This is a genomic window from Pseudoalteromonas sp. R86517 (genome assembly GCF_042466295.1).
Classification (GTDB): domain Bacteria; phylum Pseudomonadota; class Gammaproteobacteria; order Enterobacterales; family Alteromonadaceae; genus Pseudoalteromonas; species Pseudoalteromonas atlantica.
Window position 1 is genome coordinate 1,130,472 of sequence record NZ_JAXHCB010000001.1, and the last position, 25,587, is coordinate 1,156,058.

General features: G+C 41.5%; 18 protein-coding genes. 10 read left to right on the forward strand and 8 right to left on the reverse strand.

Translation table 11 applies throughout. The annotated features are described in order from the left end of the window. Positions 1–100 precede the first annotated feature (100 nt). The gene (locus SJY38_RS05065) at positions 101–253 is read right to left on the reverse strand and encodes a hypothetical protein (protein ID WP_157686048.1); all 153 of its coding nucleotides are present in this window, start codon (positions 251–253) and stop codon (positions 101–103) included. Positions 254–689: 436 nt separating this feature from the next. Between SJY38_RS05065 and gltB the strand changes: the two genes are divergently transcribed. From gltB to SJY38_RS05080, 3 genes are all read left to right on the forward strand, one after another. After that, positions 690–5,147 (forward strand): glutamate synthase large subunit, encoded by a 4,458-nt coding sequence (gltB, locus tag SJY38_RS05070; protein WP_024033372.1) that lies wholly within the window; start codon positions 690–692, stop codon positions 5,145–5,147. 9 nt (positions 5,148–5,156) lie between these two features. Beyond that, a complete protein-coding gene (locus SJY38_RS05075; protein WP_004588108.1) occupies positions 5,157–6,572 on the forward strand; it encodes an FAD-dependent oxidoreductase in 1,416 nt (471 codons plus the stop codon). 218 nt (positions 6,573–6,790) lie between these two features. Continuing rightward, complete coding sequence (locus SJY38_RS05080) at positions 6,791–7,810, forward strand: GGDEF domain-containing protein (protein ID WP_286745480.1); 1,020 nt, start codon at positions 6,791–6,793, stop codon at positions 7,808–7,810. A gap of 361 nt (positions 7,811–8,171) precedes the next feature. Here the strand turns inward: SJY38_RS05080 and recN are convergent, their stop codons facing one another. From recN to nadK, 3 genes are all read right to left on the reverse strand, one after another. After that, a complete protein-coding gene (gene recN / locus SJY38_RS05085; RefSeq protein ID WP_024033375.1) occupies positions 8,172–9,845 on the reverse strand; it encodes a DNA repair protein RecN in 1,674 nt (557 codons plus the stop codon). Positions 9,846–9,920: 75 nt separating this feature from the next. Beyond that, positions 9,921–10,487, reverse strand: a complete 567-nt coding sequence (locus tag SJY38_RS05090) for a hypothetical protein (RefSeq protein ID WP_096041509.1) — start codon at positions 10,485–10,487, stop codon at positions 9,921–9,923. Positions 10,488–10,562: 75 nt separating this feature from the next. Further along, complete coding sequence (gene nadK, locus SJY38_RS05095; RefSeq protein ID WP_004588103.1) at positions 10,563–11,447, reverse strand: NAD(+) kinase; 885 nt, start codon at positions 11,445–11,447, stop codon at positions 10,563–10,565. Between the two features lie 284 nt (positions 11,448–11,731). Here nadK and SJY38_RS05100 point away from each other — a divergent pair, with 284 nt between their 5' ends. After that, the gene (locus tag SJY38_RS05100; RefSeq protein WP_054983110.1) at positions 11,732–12,697 is read left to right on the forward strand and encodes an HrcA family transcriptional regulator; all 966 of its coding nucleotides are present in this window, start codon (positions 11,732–11,734) and stop codon (positions 12,695–12,697) included. A gap of 58 nt (positions 12,698–12,755) precedes the next feature. Then, a complete protein-coding gene (grpE, locus tag SJY38_RS05105; RefSeq protein ID WP_024033377.1) occupies positions 12,756–13,370 on the forward strand; it encodes a nucleotide exchange factor GrpE in 615 nt (204 codons plus the stop codon). 28 nt (positions 13,371–13,398) lie between these two features. Here grpE and SJY38_RS05110 read toward each other — a convergent pair whose 3' ends face one another. Beyond that, positions 13,399–14,598, reverse strand: a complete 1,200-nt coding sequence (locus tag SJY38_RS05110; RefSeq protein WP_288422097.1) for a Bcr/CflA family efflux MFS transporter — start codon at positions 14,596–14,598, stop codon at positions 13,399–13,401. A 194-nt stretch (positions 14,599–14,792) separates the two neighbouring features. Here SJY38_RS05110 and SJY38_RS05115 point away from each other — a divergent pair, with 194 nt between their 5' ends. Then, positions 14,793–15,590, forward strand: a complete 798-nt coding sequence (locus SJY38_RS05115; protein WP_286740083.1) for a M48 family metallopeptidase — start codon at positions 14,793–14,795, stop codon at positions 15,588–15,590. A 71-nt stretch (positions 15,591–15,661) separates the two neighbouring features. Here the strand turns inward: SJY38_RS05115 and SJY38_RS05120 are convergent, their stop codons facing one another. From SJY38_RS05120 to SJY38_RS05130, 3 genes are all read right to left on the reverse strand, one after another. Continuing rightward, positions 15,662–16,675: an alpha/beta fold hydrolase gene (locus tag SJY38_RS05120; RefSeq protein WP_377109359.1), complete on the reverse strand. Its 1,014-nt coding sequence runs from the start codon at positions 16,673–16,675 to the stop codon at positions 15,662–15,664. Positions 16,676–16,836: 161 nt separating this feature from the next. Then, the gene (locus SJY38_RS05125) at positions 16,837–17,625 is read right to left on the reverse strand and encodes a hypothetical protein (protein ID WP_004588097.1); all 789 of its coding nucleotides are present in this window, start codon (positions 17,623–17,625) and stop codon (positions 16,837–16,839) included. 134 nt (positions 17,626–17,759) lie between these two features. Continuing rightward, complete coding sequence (locus SJY38_RS05130) at positions 17,760–19,073, reverse strand: Na+/H+ antiporter NhaC family protein (RefSeq protein WP_004588096.1); 1,314 nt, start codon at positions 19,071–19,073, stop codon at positions 17,760–17,762. Between the two features lie 339 nt (positions 19,074–19,412). Between SJY38_RS05130 and dapB the strand changes: the two genes are divergently transcribed. From dapB to greA, 4 genes are all read left to right on the forward strand, one after another. Next, on the forward strand, positions 19,413–20,210 hold the full coding sequence (gene dapB / locus SJY38_RS05135) for a 4-hydroxy-tetrahydrodipicolinate reductase (protein WP_138685009.1): 798 nt from the start codon (positions 19,413–19,415) through the stop codon (positions 20,208–20,210). Between the two features lie 364 nt (positions 20,211–20,574). Further along, positions 20,575–21,711, forward strand: a complete 1,137-nt coding sequence (gene carA / locus SJY38_RS05140) for a glutamine-hydrolyzing carbamoyl-phosphate synthase small subunit (RefSeq protein WP_004588094.1) — start codon at positions 20,575–20,577, stop codon at positions 21,709–21,711. A gap of 16 nt (positions 21,712–21,727) precedes the next feature. Further along, a complete protein-coding gene (gene carB / locus SJY38_RS05145; protein ID WP_024033384.1) occupies positions 21,728–24,946 on the forward strand; it encodes a carbamoyl-phosphate synthase large subunit in 3,219 nt (1,072 codons plus the stop codon). 46 nt (positions 24,947–24,992) lie between these two features. Beyond that, positions 24,993–25,469 (forward strand): transcription elongation factor GreA, encoded by a 477-nt coding sequence (greA, locus tag SJY38_RS05150; protein ID WP_004588092.1) that lies wholly within the window; start codon positions 24,993–24,995, stop codon positions 25,467–25,469. Positions 25,470–25,587 lie beyond the last annotated feature (118 nt).

The following is a 25,587-nucleotide window of genomic DNA, read 5'->3' on the forward strand; positions in this document are numbered from 1 at the left end:
AGGTGCACCTAGTCAGGATAAGTAAGCAACAAAGCTACTTAATATAAGCGCGAATTTTAATTAAAATATGAGTTTTATATCAATGCGCAATAAGACGTAATCATTTTGCGGGGCTAAACGTGTCGCTATCTGCGTTAAGTAATTCTTTTTTAGAACAACTAAATAGCGAGTTTTTTGCCCAGCTATCAACACGTTTTTCCAGCTTTACAATAGTTCGCTCAATCAAGCGAATTGGCATTAAATAAAAATTCACTACATCTGCACTAAAAACGATACCACAATTAATAACTATACTAATGAACGCTAAAAAAGCGTGATCCTAAACCTCTAATTTATTTAAAACGCATTAAACTATCTAAATGTTAACTGAACCTGTGGGAAATTAGTGAATATTTATTCATTGCTTTGATGCTTTACGTTTACGTAAAGGGTATTGCTTTAACGCCTTTGTTTTTACAAAATGTTAAAATTGACACCAGTGTCATGAAAAAATAACGCGCAAATAAGCGCTAAATGTTAAAACTTATGGGTGAAAAAGAAATCTTGCCTTGAAGTGAGAAATATTCAAGAATGTGAATATGTATTCAAAATAATATTGACTCTATTTACTATAGAGGCTAGTTTTGTGCGTCTGTTAGCAAATCGTCGAGCAGTTCATTCACGTTAACAGTGCAGCAAGGGAGGGGTCTATGTTATACGACTCAACATTAGAAAAAGATAATTGTGGCTTTGGCTTAATAGCCCAAGTAAATGGTCAAGCTAGTCATCGGCTTATTCGTACAGCTATTACTGGACTTGATCGCATGCAGCACCGCGGTGGTATTTCTGCCGATGGTAAAACAGGTGACGGCTGTGGTTTATTATTACAAAAACCTGACAGTTTTTTCCGTGCTATTGCGAGTGAGCATAATTGGCACTTAGGTAAAAATTACGCCGTAGGCATGGTTTTCTTAAATTCAGATCCCGTTTTAGCACAAGCTGCAAAACAGGTTTTATGTGAAGAATTAGAACAAGAAACACTTAAAATACTCGGTTGGCGTGAAGTGCCTACTGATCCTTCAATGCTAGGGCCAATTGCTACACAGCAATTACCTGGTTTTGAGCAAATTTTTGTTAGTGCGCCTGAAGGATGGCGCTCTAAAGATTTAGAGCGACGTTTATATGTAGCACGTCGCCGTGCAGAAAAGCGTTTAGCAGAGGATGAGTCGTTTTATATTGCGAGTTTATCGGGGTTAGTGACTATCTATAAAGGCCTTATGATGCCTGCAGATTTGCCTAACTTTTATTTAGACTTAGCTGATATTCGTATGACCAGCGCTATTTGTGTATTCCATCAGCGTTTTTCTACTAATACTCAGCCGCGTTGGCCTTTAGCACAACCATTTAGGTATTTAGCGCATAATGGTGAAATTAATACCATTGAAGGTAACCGCCAATGGGCTCGTGCACGTTCGTATAAGTTTTCATCGCCACTTATTCCTGATTTACAAAGTGCAGCGCCATTTGTAAACGAAACCGGCTCTGACTCTTCAAGCTTAGATAACATGCTGGAGCTGTTTTTAGCGGGTGGCATGGATTTATTCCGTGCTATGCGTATGCTTGTGCCACCTGCATGGCAGAAAAACCGTGCTATGGATGATGACTTACGCGCATTTTACGACTTTAACTCTATGCACATGGAGCCGTGGGATGGCCCTGCGGGTATTGTTATGTCTGATGGGCGTTTTGCAGCCTGTAACCTTGACAGAAATGGCCTGCGTCCAGCGCGCTATGTTATTACCCAAGATGGCTTTATTACACTTGCCTCTGAGGTAGGGATTTGGGATTACACTGCAGATGAAGTGGTTGAAAAAGGCCGTGTAGGACCAGGTGAGCTGTTAGTAATTGATACTAAATTAGGCAAAATTTGGCACTCAGACGAAATCGACCAAGATTTAAAATCGCGTCATCCTTATAAGTCATGGCTTGAAGAAAACGTTAAACGTTTAACCCCGTTTGAAGAGCTTACCGAGCAAGATGCGGGTAATCGCTCATTTGATGACGAAACACTTGTTAAATACCAAAAAATGTTTGGTTACACTAACGAAGAGCTCGATAGTGTTATTCGTGTAATGGGTGAAAATGGCCAAGAAGCAACAGGTTCTATGGGTGATGACACGCCATTTGCAGTACTTAGCGAAGGGCATCGTTCATTGTACGATTACTTCCGCCAAAAGTTTGCACAAGTGACTAACCCGCCAATCGACCCGTTGCGTGAAAACCACGTAATGTCACTGGCAACGTGTATTGGTAGTGAGCAAAACGTATTTAATGAAACTACAGGCCACGCTAAGCGCCTACAGTTTGATACGCCAATTTTAATGTATGCTGACATGCAGCAGCTACTTAATGCCGATGACGAGCATTACAGCTACTGTAAAATTGATATTACATACACAGCAGAGGAAGGTTTAGAAAAAGCGGTTGCACGTATTTGCGACGCTGCACAAGAAAAAGCAGCAGCCGGCTGTGTAATGCTTATTTTATCTGACCGTAACTTTAGCGAAACCCAATTACCAATTCCTGCTGCTATGGCGGTAGGTGCTGTACAAAAACGTTTAGTAGATAATAACTTACGTTGTGAGTCTAATATTATTATTGAAACGGGTAGCGTACGCGATGCACACCAATTTGCCGTATTACTTGGTTTTGGTGCAACCGCAATTTACCCATACCTTGCATACGAGTCACTGGTTGCGATGAGCGACAGTAAAGTGATTGATAAATCGTACTGCGAAGTGACGCTTTCGTACCGAAAAGCCATTAATAAGGGCTTGTACAAAATTATGTCTAAAATGGGCATAAGCACAATTGCATCGTACCGTTGTTCAATGCTTTTTGAAGCGGTTGGTCTATCTGATGCTATGGTAGACATGTGTTTTAAAGGTGTGGCAAGTCGTATTAAAGGCGCCTGTTTTAGCGATTTTGATATTGATCAGCAAAAGCTACATAAACTTGCTTTTAGTAAACGTAAATTATTGAGCCATGGTGGTTTATTAAAATACGTTCACGGTGGTGAATACCACGCTTACAACCCAGATGTTATTCAAACGCTACAAAAGGCCGTACGTTCAGGCGATTATAAAGACTACGCAGCCTATGCTGATTTAGTTAATAACCGTCCTATTGCAACGCTGCGCGATATGTTAGCGCTTAAATTACCTGAAAAAGGCATTAGCATTGATGATGTTGAGCCGGCTGAATTTTTATACCAGCGCTTTGACTCTGCAGCTATGAGTATTGGTGCACTTTCGCCTGAGGCGCATGAAGCGCTTGCCATTGCAATGAACCGCTTAGGCGGGTGTTCAAATTCAGGTGAAGGCGGCGAAGATAAGCTGCGCTACAACACCGAGAAAAACTCACGTATTAAACAAGTTGCCTCGGGTCGTTTTGGTGTAACGCCGCACTACCTTCGTAATGCGGATGTAATTCAAATTAAAGTGGCGCAGGGTGCTAAACCTGGCGAAGGCGGACAATTACCAGGCGAAAAAGTAACGCCATATATTGCAAAGCTTCGTTATTCGGTTCCCGGTGTAACATTAATTTCACCACCACCACATCACGATATTTACTCAATTGAAGATTTAGCCCAGCTAATATTCGATTTAAAACAAGTAAACCCAGAAGCGATGATATCGGTGAAGTTAGTATCTGAGCCGGGTGTTGGCACAATTGCCACAGGTGTAGCTAAAGCGTACGCCGACTTAATTACTATCTCAGGTTACGATGGTGGTACCGGTGCAAGCCCATTAACGTCAGTTAAATACGCGGGTAGCCCGTGGGAGCTTGGCCTTGCAGAAACCCAGCAAGCGCTTGTTGAAAATGGTCTTCGTCACCGTATTCGCCTGCAAACAGATGGTGGTTTAAAAACGGGTTTAGATATCATTAAAGCCGCTATTTTAGGTGCAGAGAGCTTTGGCTTTGGTACAGGCCCAATGGTGGCGCTAGGTTGTAAATACTTACGTATTTGTCATTTAAATAACTGTGCGACCGGTGTTGCAACGCAAGATGAAACACTTCGTCAAAAGCATTACCACGGCTTACCAGAAATGGCGATGAACTACTTTAAGTTTATAGCTCAAGAAGCACGTGAAATTATGGCAAGCTTAGGTGTTGCTAATCTAACTGACTTAATTGGCCGTTTAGACTTATTAGAAGCGATTGAAGGTAAAACAGCGAAGCAAAAGAAAATAGATTTATCGTCTGTAATTGCTCAGCCAAATAACCCAACGGGCGAAACCTTATTTTGCAGCGCACCAAATAGCTCGCATTATTTAGGTGAACTTAACGAAACGTTACTAGGTAAAGCGCAACAAGCGATTGATACCTCATCGGGTATTTCGCTCGTGAGCCGCATATGTAATACAGACCGTTCAGTGGGCGCAATGCTGTCGGGTTACATAGCTTCTAAGCACGGCAATCAAGGTATGGCTGCAGATCCAGTATCTATTGAGCTACATGGTACAGCAGGGCAATCATTTGGTGTTTGGAATGCCGGTGGCCTAGAGATGACCCTTATTGGCGATGCAAACGACTACGTGGGTAAAGGCATGGCAGGCGGTAAGCTTGTTATACGCCCACCACTGGGATCATCCTTTGAAAGTCATAAAGCGACTATTGCTGGTAACACATGTTTGTACGGTGCTACGGGTGGTAAGTTATTTGCCGCAGGCTGTGCTGGTGAGCGTTTTGCAGTGCGTAACTCTGGCGTGCAAGCCGTTGTTGAAGGCGTAGGTGATAACGGCTGTGAATACATGACTGGTGGCGTTGTATGCGTGCTAGGTAATGTAGGCGTTAACTTTGGTGCGGGTATGACCGGTGGTTTTGCATATATTTTAGATGAGCGAAGTGACTTTGAAAAACGCATTAATCCAGAGCTTGTAGAAGTAGTAACACTTGATGATTTAAGTTCGCACCAAGAGCATCTGCGTGGCCTAATTGCCGAGCATTTAGAGCTAACGGGTTCATGTCGAGCAGAAACCATTTTAGCTAATTTTGAACTGTACTTACCTATGTTCAAACTAGTTAAACCAAAATCAAGTGATGTAAAAAGTTTACTCGGGCACCGCGCTCGCAGTAGCGCAGAACTTCGTGTTCAAGCGCAATAAGGGGGCAGTATGAGCGAAAATGTATATCAATTTATAGACGTGCAGCGTGTTGATCCGCGCAAAAAACCAATCTCGTCGCGTAAAAAATCTTTCGTGGAAATTTACGAACCCTTTTCTGAGAATCAGGTAAATTCACAAGCTGACCGTTGTTTAGATTGTGGTAACCCTTACTGTGAATGGAAATGCCCAGTGCATAACTACATTCCGCAGTGGTTAAAATTAATTAGAACTGGCCGTATTTTAGAAGCGGCTGAGCTTTCTCATCGTACAAACAGTTTACCTGAAGTGTGTGGACGCGTATGTCCACAAGACAGACTGTGTGAAGGTTCATGTACGCTTGATGAAGAGTTTGGCGCAGTAACGATAGGTAATATTGAAAAATACATTACCGATACCGCATTTAAAATGGGCTGGAAACCAGACATGTCATACGTGACATGGACGGATAAAAAAGTGGCTATTATTGGTGCGGGTCCGGCTGGTTTAGGGTGTGCAGATATTTTAGTACGTAACGGTGTAAAGCCAGTGGTTTTTGACCGTCACCCAGAAATTGGTGGATTACTTACTTTTGGTATCCCTTCTTTTAAACTTGAAAAAGAAGTAATGCAAAAGCGCCGTGAAATTTTCACCGAAATGGGTGTGGAATTTAAGCTAAACGTTGAAGTGGGTGTAGATATCACTATGGACGAAATTTTAGCTGACTACGACGCGGTATTTTTAGGTGTAGGTACGTATCAGAGTATGCGTGCTGGTCTTGAAAACGAAGACGCGCCAGGCGTACACGACGCACTGCCATTTTTAATTGGTAACACAAATCGCGTTATGGGTTACGATGAAAAAAACCAAGCGTGCATTGATATGGCCAATCAAAAGGTTGTGGTACTTGGCGGTGGTGATACCGCGATGGACTGTGTGCGAACGTCTATTCGCCAAAATGCAGCTAAAGTAACTTGTGCTTATCGTCGTGATGAAGAAAATATGCCAGGCTCTAAGCGTGAAGTTAAAAACGCTAAAGAAGAAGGTGTAAACTTTACCTTTAATGTACAGCCTACGGGTATTGTACTTGATGATAATGGCCATGTTGCAGGCGTTAAAATGGTTAAAACACAACTGGGTGAGCCTGATGAAAACGGCCGTAGCCGAGCAGAAGTTGTACCAGGCTCTGAGCACGTACTTGAGGCAGACCAGGTTATTATGGCGTTTGGCTTTAAACCACACAAAATGGACTGGTTAGAAAAGTATGATGTAGAAATTAACCACTGGGGCGGCATTAACGCACCAGAGCAAGGTGAATTTACTCATCAAACAACTAATCCGAAAATATTTGCAGGTGGCGATATAGTGCGAGGCTCTGATTTAGTGGTAACGGCTATTTTTGAAGGACGTAACGCTGCTGAAGGTATTATGGATTATTTAGAGGTTTAAGTATCTCGTTAAGTTTTAAATATAATAAAGGCAAGCCAACTGGCTTGCTTTTTTTTGCTTTTTTCAAATAAAAAAGTATTAAAAAATTGTCATTAACCAATAATTAACGTGTAAATCTTGCTTAAAGTACTATTTCAGTACAAACTTGCTGCTAAATTCTTTTTTAAATCCTCGGAAAATGAGCTTTTAAATCTCGCTTGCAAATAAAAAATAATAATATGAATGCATACTCAGACAACAGAGAAAGAAAGCTAATTGTTCGCTTTTTTTCGACCATCGGATTTATAGCTACCTTCGCTATGGCGTGTAATGCACTGTCTAATGCTGATGTAGTGCTTGGTATTATGCTGCTAGTTTCAGCTGGTTTTTATGCGTGGGCTTTTAGCCTTTACCGCGCAGTCGAAAAATCAGCGACCACCATTTTATATAACCTTTACTGTTTAATGCTGTATTTAGTGATCTCGGGTGGAGCTGAAGGTACTGGGCCAATTTGGATATTTATTGTATCACCGGTGACTTACTCTATTAGAGGCCTAAAAAAAGGAACATTTGATATTGTTGTCTTTTTATTTGCCGTGATCGCCGGCTTTATTATTACAGATAACTTTAATATTTATGATTATCAGCCTGAAGCACTTCCGCTGAGGGTGGTCATTTCTTTTATTATTGTTGCTTTATTAAGTGGTTTTTATGAGCGCTCACGCGAAAAATACAATGAAAAAATAGTCGCGCTGAGTCAAAAAAATGAGCGCCTTGCCACAATAGATCACTTAACTGATTTACCTAACAGACGTTTTATGATGAAAGAACTTACTGAGCTTAAACATCTTCATAAAAAAACTAAGCAGCCGTATGTAATTTTGCTAGCTGATGTTGATAATTTCAAAAACATTAATGATAACTACGGCCACGACTTTGGTGATGAAGCGTTAACCCAACTTGCCAATATTTTAAAAAAGAGCATGCCAAAGCAAGGTATTGCTTCTCGGTGGGGCGGTGAAGAGTTTTTAATTGCACTACCAAACAGCGACAAAGATCAGGGGCAAAGTATTGCAGAAAAAATTCATGCCGAATTACAAAAAAATCCAGTGCGCATGAATGGAAAATCGGTGGTATTAACTATAAGTATGGGGCTTGTGCAAAGCCAGTTAGATACAACCATAGCCCAAGACATAAAGCTTGCCGACGAGCGATTATACAAAGCAAAAGAGCAAGGTAAAAATAGAACTTGCTCTTAACGCTTGTGTTAGTTAATCCATAGAAAAACTATCAAGGTTGGGGCGGCTTTTACTTTTTCGCCGCTGTAAACTTAAATAGCACATTGCACTGCACAGTATCTGTGCTAATAAAAGTAACCATTGATTATTAGCCACTATGTTGCCAATAATAAACCACTGCCAAACACTCACCGTTACTTGATAAACCAATATAAGTTTTAAAAAGCTAAAAAGTTTTAGCTTAAATTCTGCGTGTTTAAACTTACTAAACCCGATAAGTAAAAAGCTCAAAACAACAAGTAGCCACCCAGTAACATGGCAAAAATTTATCAGCATGCTTTGCATTTAAAACGTCTCTCCACTGTTGTAGCAAAAGTATAACTTAAGCGTGCGCCATAATAAGCTCTTTAGCATTTGCTTTAGCGGTTTTACTTATATTATCGCCACCAAGTAAGCGTGCAATTTCATTAATACGGCCGTCTTTATTTAGGCTGAGCATTTGAGTAAAGGTCTCGCCTTGTGCTATTTCTTTTGCTACAAAAAACTGCTGATGCGCACTACTTGCAACCTGGGGTAAATGGGTTACACAAATAACCTGTGTTGATTTTCCTAGTTGGCGTAGTAACTTCCCTACAGAGGAGGCGGTAGGACCTGATATACCTACATCCACTTCGTCAAAAATAAGCGTTGGCGTAGTCACTTTTTGGGCAATGATCACCTGTATGGCAAGGCTAATACGCGACAGCTCACCACCCGAGGCCACTTTAGCTAAAGGTTGTAATGGCTGCCCAGGATTAGTAGAGACCAAAAACGAGACGCTATCAAAACCTAATGCATTGGGTTGGCGCTCAGCTTCTTGGGTAAGCTGAATTTCAAAGACCCCATTTTCCATTGATAAATTAGCCATGCTTTCACTAATTAATTGATTTAATGTATTAGCATATTTATGGCGACTTTCGCTTAGCTGATCACTGGCGTGCTGGTATGCACTTAGCGCATTAGTTATTTCATCGTCTAATTGCGCCAAACGTGAGCTATTGTTACTAATTGATTCTAGCTCTTGTGTTAAACCTTGATGAAACTCAACCAGCTCTTGAGGTTTTATATGATGCTTACGGGCTAAGTCCATCGCGCCACTTAAGCGCGCTTCTACTTCTGTTAATCTAGCAGGGTCTAAGTCGGCCTGCTCTGCGTAGTTTCTTACTTCTCTGCTTGCTTCTTCAACTTGCACTGCGGCTTCATCTAATAATGCAGCTACACTTGCTAAGCTTTCGTCATAATTTGCAAGCTCGGCAAATTGCTGAGCGCTGTGTTGCAGCATTGAACAGGCATTTTGCTCATCACTTTCGTATAAATGTTGAAGTTCGCGCTGGCAGGCTTCTAAAATGGTTTGACTGTTACTTAGCTTGTAATGTTCGGCTTCTATTTGTTCAAACTCGCCGTCTTGTAAGGCAAACTCATCTAATTCGGCAACTTGGTATTCGAGTAATTGTTTTTGAGCGGCTTGTTGTAATTGCTGTTGCTCAAGCTGTTTAAATTCTTTTTGCAGGTTTGCATATAATTTAAAGCTTTGGCTAACCGCTTTTACAAGCTGGTTGTGGCCTGCGTAGGCGTCAAGCAGTTGCAGCTGGTGTTCAGCTTTTAAAAGGTGTTGATGAGCGTGCTGTCCGTGTATAGAAATTAAATACTGTCCCAGCTCTTTAAGTTGAGCTGCTGTAACAGCGCTGCCATTAATATAGCTTTTGCTACGGCCATTTTTACATACAACGCGTCTAAGTAGGCATTCGTTGTCGTTACTCGTTAGCATGTGTTGTTCTAAAAATGCTTTAGCAAGAGGAAGGGCAGTTAAATCAAATTGTGCGCACACTTCTGCTTTATCTGTGCCAGGGCGAACCGCCGACGCTTCAGCGCGCTCGCCTAAACACAGTGAAAGTGCATCAATGGCAATCGATTTACCCGCGCCGGTTTCACCCGTGATCGCCGTCATGCCGTTATGCCACTCAGTGCTTAAGTTACTTACAATTGCAAAATTTTTAATTTCTAAACCAATTAACATACTGTTCATCCATCCAGTGAATTAACTGTTAATTTATACAGTGTTTAGGTTTTTTGCAAATTAATTTTTTACTTTTTAAGCAACACTCGCATTTTGAGAAAACTGACTATCAGAGTCAGTACTTTCGTCAGAAGGTGTTTCGTCAGTATTTTCAAGGCTTTCGCTTGGGTTTTCAGGTGTGTCAGTTTTAATTTGTACAATCAATGAGGGTAAAATTTCGTGATAAAACGCTTTATTATAAAGTATGCCTTGCTGGGGTAACTCACTCACAAAGTACTGTATATTATCTTGTAGCGCTTGGGCGTTTTCACTTTGCAGTGCTTTTTGAAACTCAATCGAAAGCGTGCTCACTAAGCTGTCGCTAATATCTTCTAAATGTTGTAGGTTTTCATCTGTATGGGGCTGAACCACAAAAAAATTGGCCACAATTGCCTGAATTTGCGCTACATACTTAGGTCTTATTATTTTGGCTTCTAATAAATTGTTTAGCTTGGTTTTAAGGCGAGTGTTTACTTGGGCAACACGTTCGTTAAATTGTTTTTTCTTGGTTTCTAACGCTTTTTTTCTATTGTTTTCAACTCTAATATAAGCGCCAAGCAAAGTGATAAGTAATAACAAAGCAAAGATAACAACATAAGTCATTGCTAGATATTCCTAGTTTGATTAATTTTTATTTGTCTTGTATTTTGCGCTAAAGCACTACGCTTGGCAATAAAATTAGTATAAACGGCTGCCCCAATTAAGTTTAGTACGTAAAACGTTGTAGTAAGAGTAGTTTTTTGGGTGAATTAAGCGCAGTTTTCTGTCGGCTTTTTTAATAACTACTTCATCGCCGGGTAAAACGGCAAGCACTACATGGCTGTCGCAACTGACTTGTAAGCTGTCGGTGTTCTCAAGGCTTAACTTTAAGCGTACCTCGTTATCGGCATCAACCACTAAGGGTCTGCTTGATAATGTATGCGGAAACATAGGCACTAACGAAATTGCATTAAGCTCAGGTGTTAAAATGGGCCCGCCACCCGATAAAGAATAAGCTGTAGAGCCGGTAGGGGTTGATACAATTAAACCATCAGAGCGCTGAGAAAACACAAAGTCGTTATTAATAAAAGCTTCAAACTCAATCATGTGGGCAACTTTGTCGGCGTGTAGCACCGCTTCGTTAACGGCTGAATTCGCACTTTTAAGTTCGTTATGGCGATATACTTCTACCTCGAGCAAAAAGCGTTTCTCTTCTAAATATTCGCCGCTTAACACTTGCTCTAGGCTACCTTCAAAGCCCTCTGGGTTTAAGTCGGTTAAAAACCCTAAATTACCTCTGTTTACGCCTATTACAGCTACATCAAAGCGTGCAAGTACGCGTGCAGCACCAAGCATATTGCCATCACCCCCTACAACAATAGCAAGGTCGGCTTGCTCGCCTAAGCTAACAAGGTCAACTTGATGAGTATCAGGGACATCCGATAACTGCCCACCGGTGCGCTTTTCTACAATCACGGTAAAGCCAAGAGCCGATAAAAAAGTATGTAAACGCTGTAACGTAGCCGCAGCTTTAGGATGGTTTGGTTTACCTATAAGGCCAATAGTTTTAAACGGTGAGTGCATAACGGCTGCAATAAAAAGTAATAATATTTTTGTAGGGTAACTCAAAACAGAAGTGTTTGAAAACACAGATTTACCAATATGATAATGATTCAATTACGCCTGTATATTGCCAAGCTCACCTAAGAGCTGATTATTGGCTCAACAGATTAAATAACCCCTTTAATTTTTGTATTAAATGCTTAAAAATAGTTGCAGCAGTGTTTTATTGTAATGCATGCAACAACATATTCACTTAAAGCGTGCTTTAGGCTTGAATTTGTTTTAACTGCCCCGATATCTCTTTCATGCAACAAGATGTAGATAACATGAATATAAACCCTCGAGATCAACAAATTTTTTCAGCAGTGATGAGCCTTTATTGTAATGGTGAAGGGTTACCCGTTCCATCAACAAAAATAGCGAAGCAAAAAGGCATGGCGGTTTGTTCTGCCACGGTACGAAATGCTATGGCGCGACTTGAAAAAGTAGGCTTGTTATATTCCCCTCATACATCGGCAGGGCGTGTGCCTACAAACCAAGGGTTTGATTATTGGTTTGATGAGTTTTTTCCGTTAGCTGAAATAGCTAATTACTGGCAGCCACAACAAGCACAACTTGTGGAGCTGGCCCATGGATTAAGTAAAAAGTACCAAGTATGTTGTTGTGTAGGCTTACCCCAAGCAAGCTCACAACAAGTGTTTAGAGTAGAAGTGCTTGAGTTTGATTCTAACGATTGGCTTGTACTGCTAATAGATAGAGCAGGGCAAAGCCATAATATTTGTATCAACAAACCTGATGATTCCTCAGATGCCGTGCGTTATCAATTTGCAACTTGGTTAAACACAGTATTTAGCCAACAAACCTTAATGGAAGGTTTGTACAGAATGCAAGCAATGGCAAACACCGCACCGCGTAATTGCCACGACTCACTGACACAGTGGACGCGCCAGCTTAGTCATAAGCTTGGATCAGATAACAGTATTGTAGTAGGCGAAAACTATTTATATAAAAAGGTCGATTGCGAGCAAAGCTTAAATATTGGCGTTTCATTTTTAAATTTTGTCGAAGATAAACTCGCATTTAAAAACGGGGTATCGGTTTTAAACACTGAAAACTTACCGTTTACAGAGTGTAATGAGCTGATAGTAATTAGTGTGCCGTACTTTCAAAATCAAGAGTATCAAAGCCGCTTTTGCGTAATTTGCCCTAAATCGGCGCAAATTGAACAATTAATCCAAGAATTTAAATTATTAGAGCCATCTAACTCTTGAATCTTTTTATTCAATCCCCATAATTACCGCAGTTGTAAAGAATTGGAGCACGTATTTTATGTCTGAGCAGACACAAAACCCAGAGCAAGAAGTAGAACTAAACGAAGAAGTAGCTCAAATGGAAGCTGATGTTGAAGCAGCAGTAGAAGCCGCAGAGCAACACGAAGCAGACCAAGAGCAAAGCCCTGAAGCTGAAATTGCAATGCTATACGCAGAGCTTGAAGCCGCTAAGCAAACCATTGCGGATCAAAAAGACAGCGTTGTACGCGCCGCCGCAGATGTAGATAACATTCGTCGTCGTGCTGCACAAGATGTAGAAAAAGCACATAAATTTGCACTGGAAAAGTTTGCTAACGAATTACTTCCAGTAATCGATAACCTAGAGCGTGCTATTGAGTTTTCTGATAAAGAAAACGAAACCCTAAAGCCATTGCTTGAAGGTATTGATATGACAGTTAAAAGCTTTAACGATGCGGTTGCAAAGTTTGGCGTTGAAATTGTTAACCCACAAGGTGAGCAATTCAATCCAGAATTCCACCAAGCAATGTCTATCCAACCAAGTAACGATGTTTCACCAAACACGGTACTTGCAGTAATGCAAAAAGGATACACATTAAATGGTCGTTTATTACGCCCTGCAATGGTTATGGTATCTAAAGCAGCAGACGCTTAATTAGTCACTGTTTATAAAAAATGCCTCATTATGAGGCATTTTTTTTGTCTATTTTATAATGGATTAACTGCACCAGCATAGTTAATAGCACGGCGCTAAACATTAAGCTTGAAAACGGCACTGCACTTTTTGCATGCACTACCGCAAGCAATGGGCCAACGAGCGCGCCACTGCCAAAGCGCAGCGTTCCAATAACAGCGGTGGCGGTACCGGTGTTTTTTTCAAACTTCATTAATATTAATGAATCAGCATTACTCGCTGTTACCCCTAGGCTCATCATTAAAGGCGCAATGGCCGCTACAATGTAATATAAAGAAAGCTGCAACAAGCTAAACGTAAGCAGTGCCAGCCCAGAGGCAAAGCCACATACAAGCCCTATGTACAGCATTTTTCGAGAGCCAATTCTTGGTACAATTCGGGTATTTAAAAAGTTACCACACATAAGTGCCATGACATTAAATGCGAATAAAATACCAAATAATTGCTCAGATACATTATATAAATCTAGGTATACAAAAGGCACTGAGGTTAAAAAGCAAAAAAAGCCAAACGAGACAAACATAGAGCTTAATATGTCTGCACGTGCATCTTTATTACTAAGTACCGTTTTATAGCTGTCGAAAAACAAGGCTAGGCCTTTTTTCTCATTTTTATGAATGGGGATATCAATTAAATACACCTGTACAAACGCTAAAATTAAAAAGCTATAGGCAGTAAGAACCAAAAATATGGTTGACCATACCGAGAACCCTAAAATAAATGACCCCACAGAGGGGGCAACTAAGGGCGCTACCATCATAATCATAGATACATACGACATGCCCTTAGCGGTGTTTTTTTGATAAATATGCCTAATTACGCCAGGCACAACCACCGTAGCTGCCGCGCCGGTGAATGCTTGCACGGCTCTAAGTACCCAAAAGGTGTGTATTTCGGTGGTAAAAGCCAGCGCAAATGAGCTTACACCAAATAAGGTTAAGCCAATACGGGCTAGTTTTCGTCGTCCGAGTTGATCGGCAATAGGGCCAAAAAATAACATGCCTAGCGAGTAGCCAGCCAAATAAATACTTAGCGAAATTTGTACATTTGGCATAGTGGTTTGTAAATCGTTCGCAATAACCAACATGGCCGGTAAGTACATGTCTATAGCCAGTGGCGTAATAGCAACAATACTGGCTAACAAAGGTAACAAAATTCGGGTATTAAAAGACGAGGCCGAGGCGTCCATGTAGTCACTCAACATTCACTAAAAACAAGGCTTATAGTGTAACAGGGCTATGCAAGGGTATAAACTTAGTTTGTCTGGCAAGGTCATTTATTTATTAAAAATAAAAAGCGGCGTAATAAGGAGCAAAGATTCTAAACTGGCACTGTGTTTGCTATTCTACAACTAATAAAAATTAAAGACTTGAAGGAAACACCATGAAAAAGCTAGCCCTTGCCTTACTCGCAACCGCAGTTTTAGCCGGCTGTAAAACATCGCCTACGGGGCGTACTCAAATTGCGCTGTATTCAGAGCAACAAATGAGTGAAATGGGCACCGCAAGTTTTGCTCAAATGAAGGAGTCACAGCCAATCAATAAAGATGCAAAAACCAATGCGTATGTAAATTGTATTGCTGAAAAGGTCGTGGCTGTTTTACCAAAAGAATACGCTTCACAAAATTGGGAAGTCGTGGTATTTGAAGATGAGTCGGCAAATGCCTTTGCATTACCTGGTGGCTACATAGGTGTTCATACGGGGTTATTAAAAATAGCCACCAATCAAGATCAGCTTGCAACCGTACTAGGGCACGAAGTGGGCCACGTTATAGCAGAGCATTCAAATGAGCGTGTATCGCAAAGCTCAATTTTAGATACCGGTATGCAATTAGGCAGCGCAGCGCTTGAAATGGGCAACGTACAATACCGCAACGAAATTATGCAAGGTTTAGGCTTAGGCGCGCAGTACGGCGTAGTTTTACCGTTTAGCCGTTCACACGAATCAGAGGCCGATACCATTGGCTTAGATTTAATGGCGAAGGCTGGTTTTAACCCACAAGAGTCGGTAACGCTTTGGCAAAATATGAGCGCAGCAGGCAGTGGTAGCACACCTGAGTTTTTATCTACTCACCCTGCACCGAGCAATCGAATTAATAATTTACAAGCACAAATGAGCGAAGCTCTTAGCGAGCAAAGTACGGCTAAATCGCAGGGTAAAAACCCGCAATGTACGCTGTAAATTAGTTTTATATAACAAGCCCCTGTAAGCAGTTTACTTACAGGGGCTTTATTTTATTAAGTATCAAGCTATTACTCACTTAGTGCTTGTTTAAACACTGCCTTAAATCGCTCAAAATCTTCTACTTGCGGTAAATGACCTAAATTATCAAGTTCAAACAGTTGCGCATCAGGAATAAGCCCAGCAGCGTGTTTTCCTAATTTATCGTAACGCCCCAGCTGATAATCTATCCCGTCTTTTTTCCAGTTTCGGCCAGGGCCTGTTCTGTCACGCGTACCAATAATTAATTTAACGGGCACGGTTAAGTCTTTAAATTCAGTGATCACCGGTTGGGTAAAAATCATATCGTAGGTTTTAGCGTTAACCCAGGCAATTTGCTCTTTATCTGGGCCTTGTATTTGGCCTGTAATAAAGTCGGTTAATGCTGAATACTGAGCATTCCATTGACCGTCGTAATAGTTTTTTTGCTGGTACTTTTTAACACCTTCGGGCGTTTTGTTAAGCTCATTTTTATAAAAAAAGTTGGTGTCTTTGTATTTTACATAGTGTAAGTAGTTTTCAAGCCCTATTGGATTAAGCAAAATCAGTTTAGTGGTTGTATCTGGGTACATTAATGCAAAACGGCTCGCTAGCATTCCCCCCATAGAGTGGCCAACAACTATCGACTTTTCAAGATTTAGCGAGTCCATTAATGCATGTGTATGATGCGCAAGCGCCGCAAATGAATATTGATAGTTAGTGGGCTTTGAAGATTTACCAAAACCAATTTGATCGGGAATCAGCACCCCAAACCCAAGCGACTGTAAGTAACGGGCTGTGGGGCTCCAGTAGTCGGCATTAAAGTTTTTACCGTGCATTAGCGTCACTGTTGGCATATTTTTTTGTGTGGGTTTTAAATAAATATACGCCATTTTTAGCGATTGCTTTTGTGATGCAATATCAAAATAATTTACTTTAAAATCATACTGGTAATTTGTTAAAAGTGCATCGTAAGAGAGGGTTTTAGAGGGTTCTGTACTACTGGCAAATGCATTATTAGTAAAGGCTAATAATGCAGACAAACAAATAACTTTAATCGCTGGCATTTCCTTACTCCTATTAAAGGCAAGCACACGGCTTTAATTAAAGTAAGACAATAACTAAGTATTAAAGGCTGTTCAATTAAATAGTTTTCATGGCAAAAAAAAGAGCACTGTTTAAGTGCTCCGTTTAAAAGTAATGTGACTCTGTTTTACACTGTAAGGGCTTAAAAAGTCCACTCAACGTGTATTTGTGGAACCGATTCAGTGACCTCAGTGCCTAGCTTGTTATGCCAGTATTGCAGTTCCATACCCAGTAATAGGGTGTTCTCTTTCATTTCTAACGCGTGCCCCATATCCCATACTAAAATAGGCTGTGCAAGTATCCACGCTTCTACGTCGTTACCAAATTCATCTTCGCGCTCTGCAATGTACTCAGCGTGTCCTTTAAAGCTAAATTTTTGCGAGCCTACGGTAAACGGGTATTCAAAGGCTACATCAAACATCCAGCTGTTAGTTTCAATAGGGGCCCCGCCTTTTGCTACGCCTTCACTGTCATCAATATAGGCAGTGACAAGTGTTTGAAAAAAGTTGAACCCAGGTACATCCCAGCTTAATTTAACACCCGGTAGGTATTTCATCATTTTGGCATCGCCGGCAACGTTAATTCCGCCAGTAAGGCCTACATCTAATAATGCACCTGCGCCAATTTTCTCACCGCTAATAGCCGATAAGCTTAGCGTTGAATACCATTCGCCGTAAAAGTCGCTATCTTGGTAGCCGTCGGTTGTATCGTCTTTGCTGTAATCAATAAAGAAAAAGTTATCACCGTAATCATAGCCCGATGCATGTTGCAGCGAGTAAACAGTAGTGTCTGATTCTTGCTTGGTAAATGGGTTTTTTTGGTCGCCATTATTAACATGTAATGCGGTACTGCTCCAATTAGCAGCAAGGGCAGAAGATGATAAAGCGATTGACGTAAGGGTAACGAGGGGAAGTAATTTTTTAAATTTCATAATCTATATTTAACTATAACTTTAGTGACACGCGAAAGCGCGCATTATAGCACAAGGTATTGATTTGTAGATTATTATTTTAACATATGTTGCAGCTTATTTATTAAGCTGCAACATAAGGTTTTGCACAAAATTTAGGCTTTATTGCGGCGCAAACAAATAACGGCAATGGCAGTAAAAGCTAAAATAAAGCAATAGTAAGATGACGTTGATACTTCCCACGGGCTAATTTTAAACGTAGCACCTAACAGTAATGCTTGAGCACCATAGGGCAGTGAGCCTTGCGTAACACAAGCAAAAATATCAAGTAAACTTGCAGAGCGTTTACCACTTATTTCGCCATCATCAGCAAGTTTTTTAGCAATAGGACCTGCAACAATAATGGATACCGTGTTATTGGCTATACACACGTTGCTGGTTAATACCAATGCAGCTATACCAAGCTGATCAGCTACTTTGCGGTGCCACTTGGCAATCACTTTTGTAATGGCTTGAATTTTTTGTGCCAGAAAATCAAGGCCGCCGTTAATACGAATAAATTCAGATAAGCCACCAATAAACATAGAAAGTAAAAATATTTCCTGCATATCGGTAAAGCCTTTGTAAATATCCTTTACAAAGCTTGCGCCTTCGTAACTGCCGGTAAAGCCCATTAGCGCAGCAAATACAATACCGCTAAATAGCACCACAAACACGTTCATACCGGCAACAGCCAATACTAAAATAAAGGCATAAGGCAGCACTAATAATAAATCAAAATCTTTAGTTTCTACTGCTTGTGGAGCAGGTGTTAAATAAAGCAGCAAAGCAATGGTTAATACGGCAGCAGGAACCGCTATTTTTAAGTTTTCTTTAAACTTGTCTTTCATTTCACAGCCTTGCGTACGCGTTGCAGCAATGGTTGTGTCTGAAATAATAGAAAGGTTATCACCAAACATTGCGCCCGATACTATAGTACCGGCCATTAGGGCAGGGTCGATGCCTGTTTTAACGGATACCGCATAAGCAATTGGCCCTATAGCACCAATGGTACCCATTGATGTACCCATTGCAGTAGAGACAACCGCAGCAATTAAAAATAGCCCAGGTAATAACAGCGACGGGGGAATAAGTGACAAGCCAGCGTTTACAACCGCATCCACACCACCGGTGGCACTTGCTACTGCCGAAAATGCACCAGCAAGTAAATAAATTAAACACATGGTAATAATGTTGTTGTGTCCTGCGCCTTTGATAAAGGTTTCAACACATTGGTTTACAGTGCCTTTGTTTAAAATAAAGGCAAGCATAATAGCGGGTAGTATAGCAACCGGCGCTGGGAGCTGGTAAAAAGCGTAATCAACCCCTTGCGATTGTAAATATAAACCTGAGCCTAAAAAAAGGGCTACAAAGGTAAGAAGGGGAAGCAAAGATAGAATTGCTTTGTTTTTATTAAATGTTGGCTGCATTGTATTCCTCATAACCAGTTAATATAACCACAGCCAAAACTCCTCTTTTAGCTGAATTTAGTAGATCACTCTTTAATTGAAAAGTAGATGACCACAGCGCCCGCAAGCCAAAGACCAAATCGACGCGAAAGAGAAGTTTAAATGTATAGATGGCTAAAGTAAACTGGTATTGTTATTATTATTTAATTAAGGGCTTACCTGACTATTGCACGACTTTTAGATAATATCTACCGGTGTGCGATTATATGCGGCTAATAATTGCTCAAAGCAAGTTTAGGGCGCCAAATTAGTCAGGGTACGCAACAACAGATCCAACTAAATCAGATTAAGGCAATAACAATGAATCGAATAGGTGTTTTTGGTGCTAACGGCAGAATGGGCTTAGCCCTATTAGAAGCCGCGACAATTAAAGAGCAAACACAACTTGGTGGTGCGTATGTTCGCAGCAGCTCATCGTTATTGGGTATTAATGTAAATCAAGTAAACAGTGCAGCCGACAAAGCCATTAGCTTTAGCGACGAGAGCAAGGTTGCTGATGTTGATGTACTTATCGACTTTACGTTACCAGCAGGTATGCGCAATCACTTAAAAACAGCGCTCGATAAAAAACTGCCTATGGTTATAGGCACCACAGGTTTAACTAGCGAAGACATGGCATTATTAGAAAATGCTGCTAAACATATTCCTATTGTGTTTGCGCGTAACTACAGCGTTGGCGTTAATGTGCTACTTAACCTAGTGCAAACAGCGGCCACTAAATTTGGTGACGACCTAGATATAGAAGTTTTTGAAGCGCATCATCGTCATAAAATAGATGCGCCATCGGGCACAGCATTAGCCATTGGTGAATCTATTGCACAGGCTAAAGGGTGGGATCACGATGAAGTAGCGGTATACGACCGCAGCCAAGTAGAAACCGCAAAATCGCAAAATGAAATTGGCTATTCAGTACTAAGAGGCGGGGACATAGTAGGTGAACACACCGCCTATTTCGCAACTATGGGCGAAAGGCTTGAATTAACCCACAAAGCAAGTTCGCGAATGACCTTTGCATTAGGAGCTATAAGGGCTGCGCAGTGGTTACAAAATAAACCAGCAGGACTTTATGATATGCAAGATGTGCTAGATCTCAAGTAGTTTAGTTACTTTTTTAGCTGTTTGGGTCTATTTTTGCCTAAAGCGACTTGTTTGTAGTATTTATCTAAATAACGTTAGACCTAAATAGCATCTTCATGTAGAATGCAGCCAATTTGCCAAAAATTACTAAATGCGTGTTTCCAATTATACCCAAGTGGCTAGTAAAACCAGGGGTTTCAGTGGGAATGAAAAGAGTTTTAGGCAAGAAAAATGATTGAAGGTTTAGCGTTTTATATCGGCATCATTTAAGACTGCGTAAAACAATTTAAGCTCACAAAAAAATCTGGTTTTGACGATCCCTCTGGGTATTGGCGGGGTGTTAAGCATTTGCTTACTCCCGTTTTTTACTGTTAGGAGGTTTAACTTGACTAAATCCGCTCTGTTAGTCCTAGAAGACGGCACAGTGTTTCGCGGTACTGCAATCGGCGCTGACGGCATGTCAGTCGGTGAAGTAGTATTCAATACGTCTATGACTGGTTATCAAGAAATTTTGACTGATCCATCATACGCGGAACAAATCGTAACTTTGACGTACCCACATATCGGCAATACGGGTACCAACAGCGAAGACGAAGAAGCGAATCAAATTTGGGCTAAAGGCCTAGTGATCCGTGATTTGCCACTGCTAGCAAGTAACTTTCGTAACGAGCAATCGTTAGATGATTACTTAAAACAACGTAATATTTTGGGTATTGCGGACATCGACACCAGAAAGCTTACCCGTATTTTGCGCGATAAAGGCGCACAAAACGGCTGTATTATTGCCGGTGACGAGTTAGACGAAAACAAAGCGTTACAAGCCGCGCAAACCTTCCCAGGTTTAAAAGGTATGGATTTAGCAAAAGTTGTCTCAACCAAGGAAAATTTTGAGTGGCGCGAATCAAGCTGGACATTAGGCCAAGGATTTAAAACACTTAGCAGCGATGATGAAAAGTTTCATGTAGTAGCCTACGACTTCGGTGTTAAACGTAATATTTTACGTATGCTAGTTGATCGCGGTTGTAAATTAACCGTTGTACCAGCGCAAACCTCAGCCGCCGATGTACTTGCTTTAAACCCAGATGGTATCTTCTTATCTAATGGTCCTGGCGATCCAGAGCCATGTACTTACGCTATTGATGCAATTAAAACCTTTTTAGAAACCGACACACCAATTTTTGGTATTTGTTTAGGGCATCAATTATTAGCACTGGCCTCAGGTGCTAAAACAGTAAAAATGAAATTTGGCCACCACGGTGGTAACCACCCAGTAAAAGACTTAGACCGCGATGTAGTAATGATCACCGCACAAAACCACGGTTTTGCTGCCGATGAAGACACACTACCAAGTAACTTACGTGCCACGCACAAATCGTTATTTGATGGAACACTACAAGGTATTCATCGTACTGATAAGCCAGCGTTTAGCTTCCAAGGTCACCCAGAAGCAAGCCCAGGCCCGCACGATGCAGCCCCATTATTTGACCACTTCATCGACCTGATGCAAGCGCGTAATAACTAATTTAACTGGAGTAATAATGCCAAAACGTACCGATTTAAAAAGCATTCTTATCTTAGGCGCAGGCCCAATTGTAATTGGTCAAGCTTGTGAATTTGATTACTCTGGTGCTCAAGCGTGTAAAGCACTTAGAGAAGAAGGCTTTAGAGTTATATTAGTTAACTCAAACCCAGCGACTATCATGACTGACCCGGAAATGGCCGATGCAACGTACATCGAACCTATTCATTGGGAAGTGGTAGAAAAAATTATTGAAAAAGAAAAGCCAGATGCAGTACTACCAACAATGGGTGGTCAAACGGCATTAAACTGTGCACTTGATTTAGATAAGCACGGCGTACTGGCTAAACACGGCGTTGAGTTAATTGGCGCAACCGCCGATGCAATCGACAAAGCAGAGAACCGTGAACGCTTTGACGTAGCCATGAAAAACATTGGCCTTGAATGTCCACGTGCTGAAATTGCTCACTCTATGGATGAAGCACACGATACGCTAACACGTATTGGTTTTCCGTGTATTATTCGTCCTTCTTTCACTATGGGTGGCACCGGTGGCGGTGTGGCTTACAACATGGAAGAATTTAACGAAATTTGTGAGCGCGGCCTAGATTTATCACCAACAAGTGAGTTGCTGATTGATGAATCACTGATTGGCTGGAAAGAATATGAAATGGAAGTTGTTCGTGACAAAAAAGACAACTGTATCATTGTATGTTCTATCGAAAACTTTGACCCAATGGGTGTACACACTGGTGATTCCATCACCGTTGCACCAGCACAAACCCTAACCGACAAAGAATACCAATTAATGCGTAATGCCTCTATGGCGGTACTGCGTGAAATTGGTGTTGAAACCGGTGGTTCAAACGTACAGTTTGGTGTAAACCCTGATGATGGCCGTATGGTTATCATTGAGATGAACCCACGTGTATCTCGCTCATCAGCACTGGCATCTAAAGCAACGGGTTTCCCAATTGCTAAAATTGCCGCTAAGTTAGCAATAGGTTACACGTTAGATGAACTTCAAAACGACATTACAGGTGGCAAAACACCGGCGTCATTTGAGCCATCAATCGACTACGTAGTAACAAAAATCCCTCGCTTTAACTTTGAAAAATTTGCCGGCGCGAACGACCGCTTAACAACGCAAATGAAATCAGTGGGCGAAGTAATGGCGATTGGTCGTAACCAGCAAGAATCGTTACACAAAGCATTACGCGGTCTTGAAGTTGGCGCAACGGGCTTTAACCCAATTGTGGCACTTGATGACCCGAAAGCGCGCGAAAAAATCATTCGTGAACTACGCGAGCCAGGCGCTGAGCGTATTTGGTACATTGCCGATGCAATGCGCCACGGTATGAGCGTAGAAGAGGTATTTGAACTTACCAAAGTTGACCCTTGGTACTTAGTACAAATAGAAGACATTTTAAAAGACGAAGCTAAAATTGCTGAAGGTGGCATGGCCGGCTTAAATGCCGAGTTTTTACGTAAACTTAAGCGTAAAGGCTTCGCCGACCCACGTATTGCTGAAATAGCTGGTGTATCTGAAGCCGAAATTCGCAAAAAGCGTCATCAGTTAAACATCGTCCCTGTGTACAAGCGTGTTGATACCTGTGCTGCCGAATTTAGCTCAGACACAGCTTACATGTACTCAACGTATGATGAAGAGTGTGAAGCAAACCCGTCAGACAAAGACAAAATCATGGTTATTGGCGGCGGTCCTAACCGTATCGGCCAAGGCATTGAGTTTGACTACTGTTGTGTTCACGCAGCCCTTGCGCTACGTGAAGACGGCTATGAGACCATCATGGTTAACTGTAACCCTGAAACGGTTTCTACCGATTACGATACCTCTGACCGTCTATTCTTTGAACCAATTACACTTGAAGACGTATTAGAAATTGTACGTGTTGAAAAACCAAAAGGTGTGATTGTACAGTACGGTGGCCAAACACCACTTAAACTAGCACGTGAACTTGAAGCGAATGGTGTGCCAGTAATTGGTACTTCACCAGATGCGATTGACCGCGCAGAAGACCGTGAGCGTTTCCAACAGTTAGTAGAGCGTCTTGATTTACTACAACCAGAAAACGCAACAGTTACATCAACTGAAGAAGCATTACTTAAATCAGGTGAAATTGGCTTCCCACTGGTTGTGCGTCCATCGTACGTACTGGGTGGCCGTGCAATGGAAATTGTTTACGATGAGCAAGACTTACGTCGTTACATGACTGAAGCGGTACAAGCTTCAAATGAAGCGCCAGTACTACTTGATCACTTCTTAGATAATGCAATCGAAGTGGACGTTGATGCAATTTGTGACGGCGAGCAAGTAATTATTGGCGGCATAATGGAGCACATTGAGCAAGCGGGTGTTCACTCGGGTGACTCAGCATGTTCATTACCTGCACACTCTTTATCACAAGAAGTGCAAGATGTTATGCGCAAACAAGTAACCGATATGGCACTTGAGCTTGGCGTAGTGGGCTTAATGAATACACAATTTGCTGTAAAAGATGGCAAAGTGTACTTAATTGAGGTGAATCCACGTGCGGCGCGTACTGTACCGTTTGTATCTAAAGCGACCGGTATTGCACTTGCAAAAGTAGCCGCGCGTTGTATGGCGGGTCAGTCTTTAGCAAGCCAAGGCATTACTAAAGAAGTAATTCCACCGTATTACAGCGTTAAAGAAGTTGTTTTACCGTTTGCTAAGTTCCAAGGTGTGGATCCTATCCGTGGCCCAGAGATGCGTTCTACAGGTGAAGTGATGGGTGTTGGCGATACTTTCGCCGAAGCGTTCGCAAAAGCACAATTAGGTGCAAGCAACACTTTACCACGCGGTGGTCGCGCGTTACTATCTGTACGTAACAGCGATAAGTCTCGTGTTGTAGAACTTGCTAAAACCATGACAGACCTTGGTTTTGAAATTGATGCAACAGGTGGCACAGCAGAGGCTTTAAAAGAGGCCGGTATTGAAGTACGCCGTGTAAACAAAGTATATGAAGGCCGCCCGCATATTCTTGATAACATCAAGAATAAAGAGTACAGCTATATCGTAAATACCACCGAAGGTCGCCAAGCGATCGAAGATTCGAAGGTGTTGCGTCGTGGTGCATTGCAAAACAAAACCAACTACACGACAACCTTGAACGCGGCATTTGCTAACTGTACTGCTAACCAAGCGGACGACCGTAGTAAAGTGACGTCAGTTCAAGAGCTACACCAGCGATTGAACTAAGGAAATGTACCAAGGCCACTAGGCCTTGGTGTTAAGTGAGAAAAGTATGCAATCAATTCCGATGACAGTTCGTGGCGCAGAGTTACTGCGCGAAGAGCTTAACGAATTAAAAACAGTTACCCGTCCTAAAATCGTAAATGATATTGCGATTGCACGTGAACATGGTGACTTAAAAGAAAACGCTGAATACCACGCAGCGCGTGAACAACAGGGTTTTTGCGAAGGCCGTATTCAAGAAATTGAAGCTAAGCTTTCAAATGTGCAAATTATTGACGTAACTAAAATGCCTAATACAGGTAAAGTTATTTTTGGTACTACTGTCACTATTGTAAATGTAGAAACAGATGCCGAAGTAACCTACCGTATTGTGGGTGATGACGAAGCAGATATTAAAAATAACTTAATTTCTGTTAACTCACCGATTGCGCGCGGTTTAATTGGTAAACAAACAGATGATGCTGTGACCATTAAAACGCCTAAAGGCGACGTTGAGTACGAAATCATTGACGTTGAGTATCTTTAATATTTAGCTCACAGTAATGTACAAGCAAAAACCGATGCAATTGCATCGGTTTTTTTATGCCTAAAAACTAGCTAATGCCAACTTATCCTCATAAACCCCATATATAACACCCCCCCCC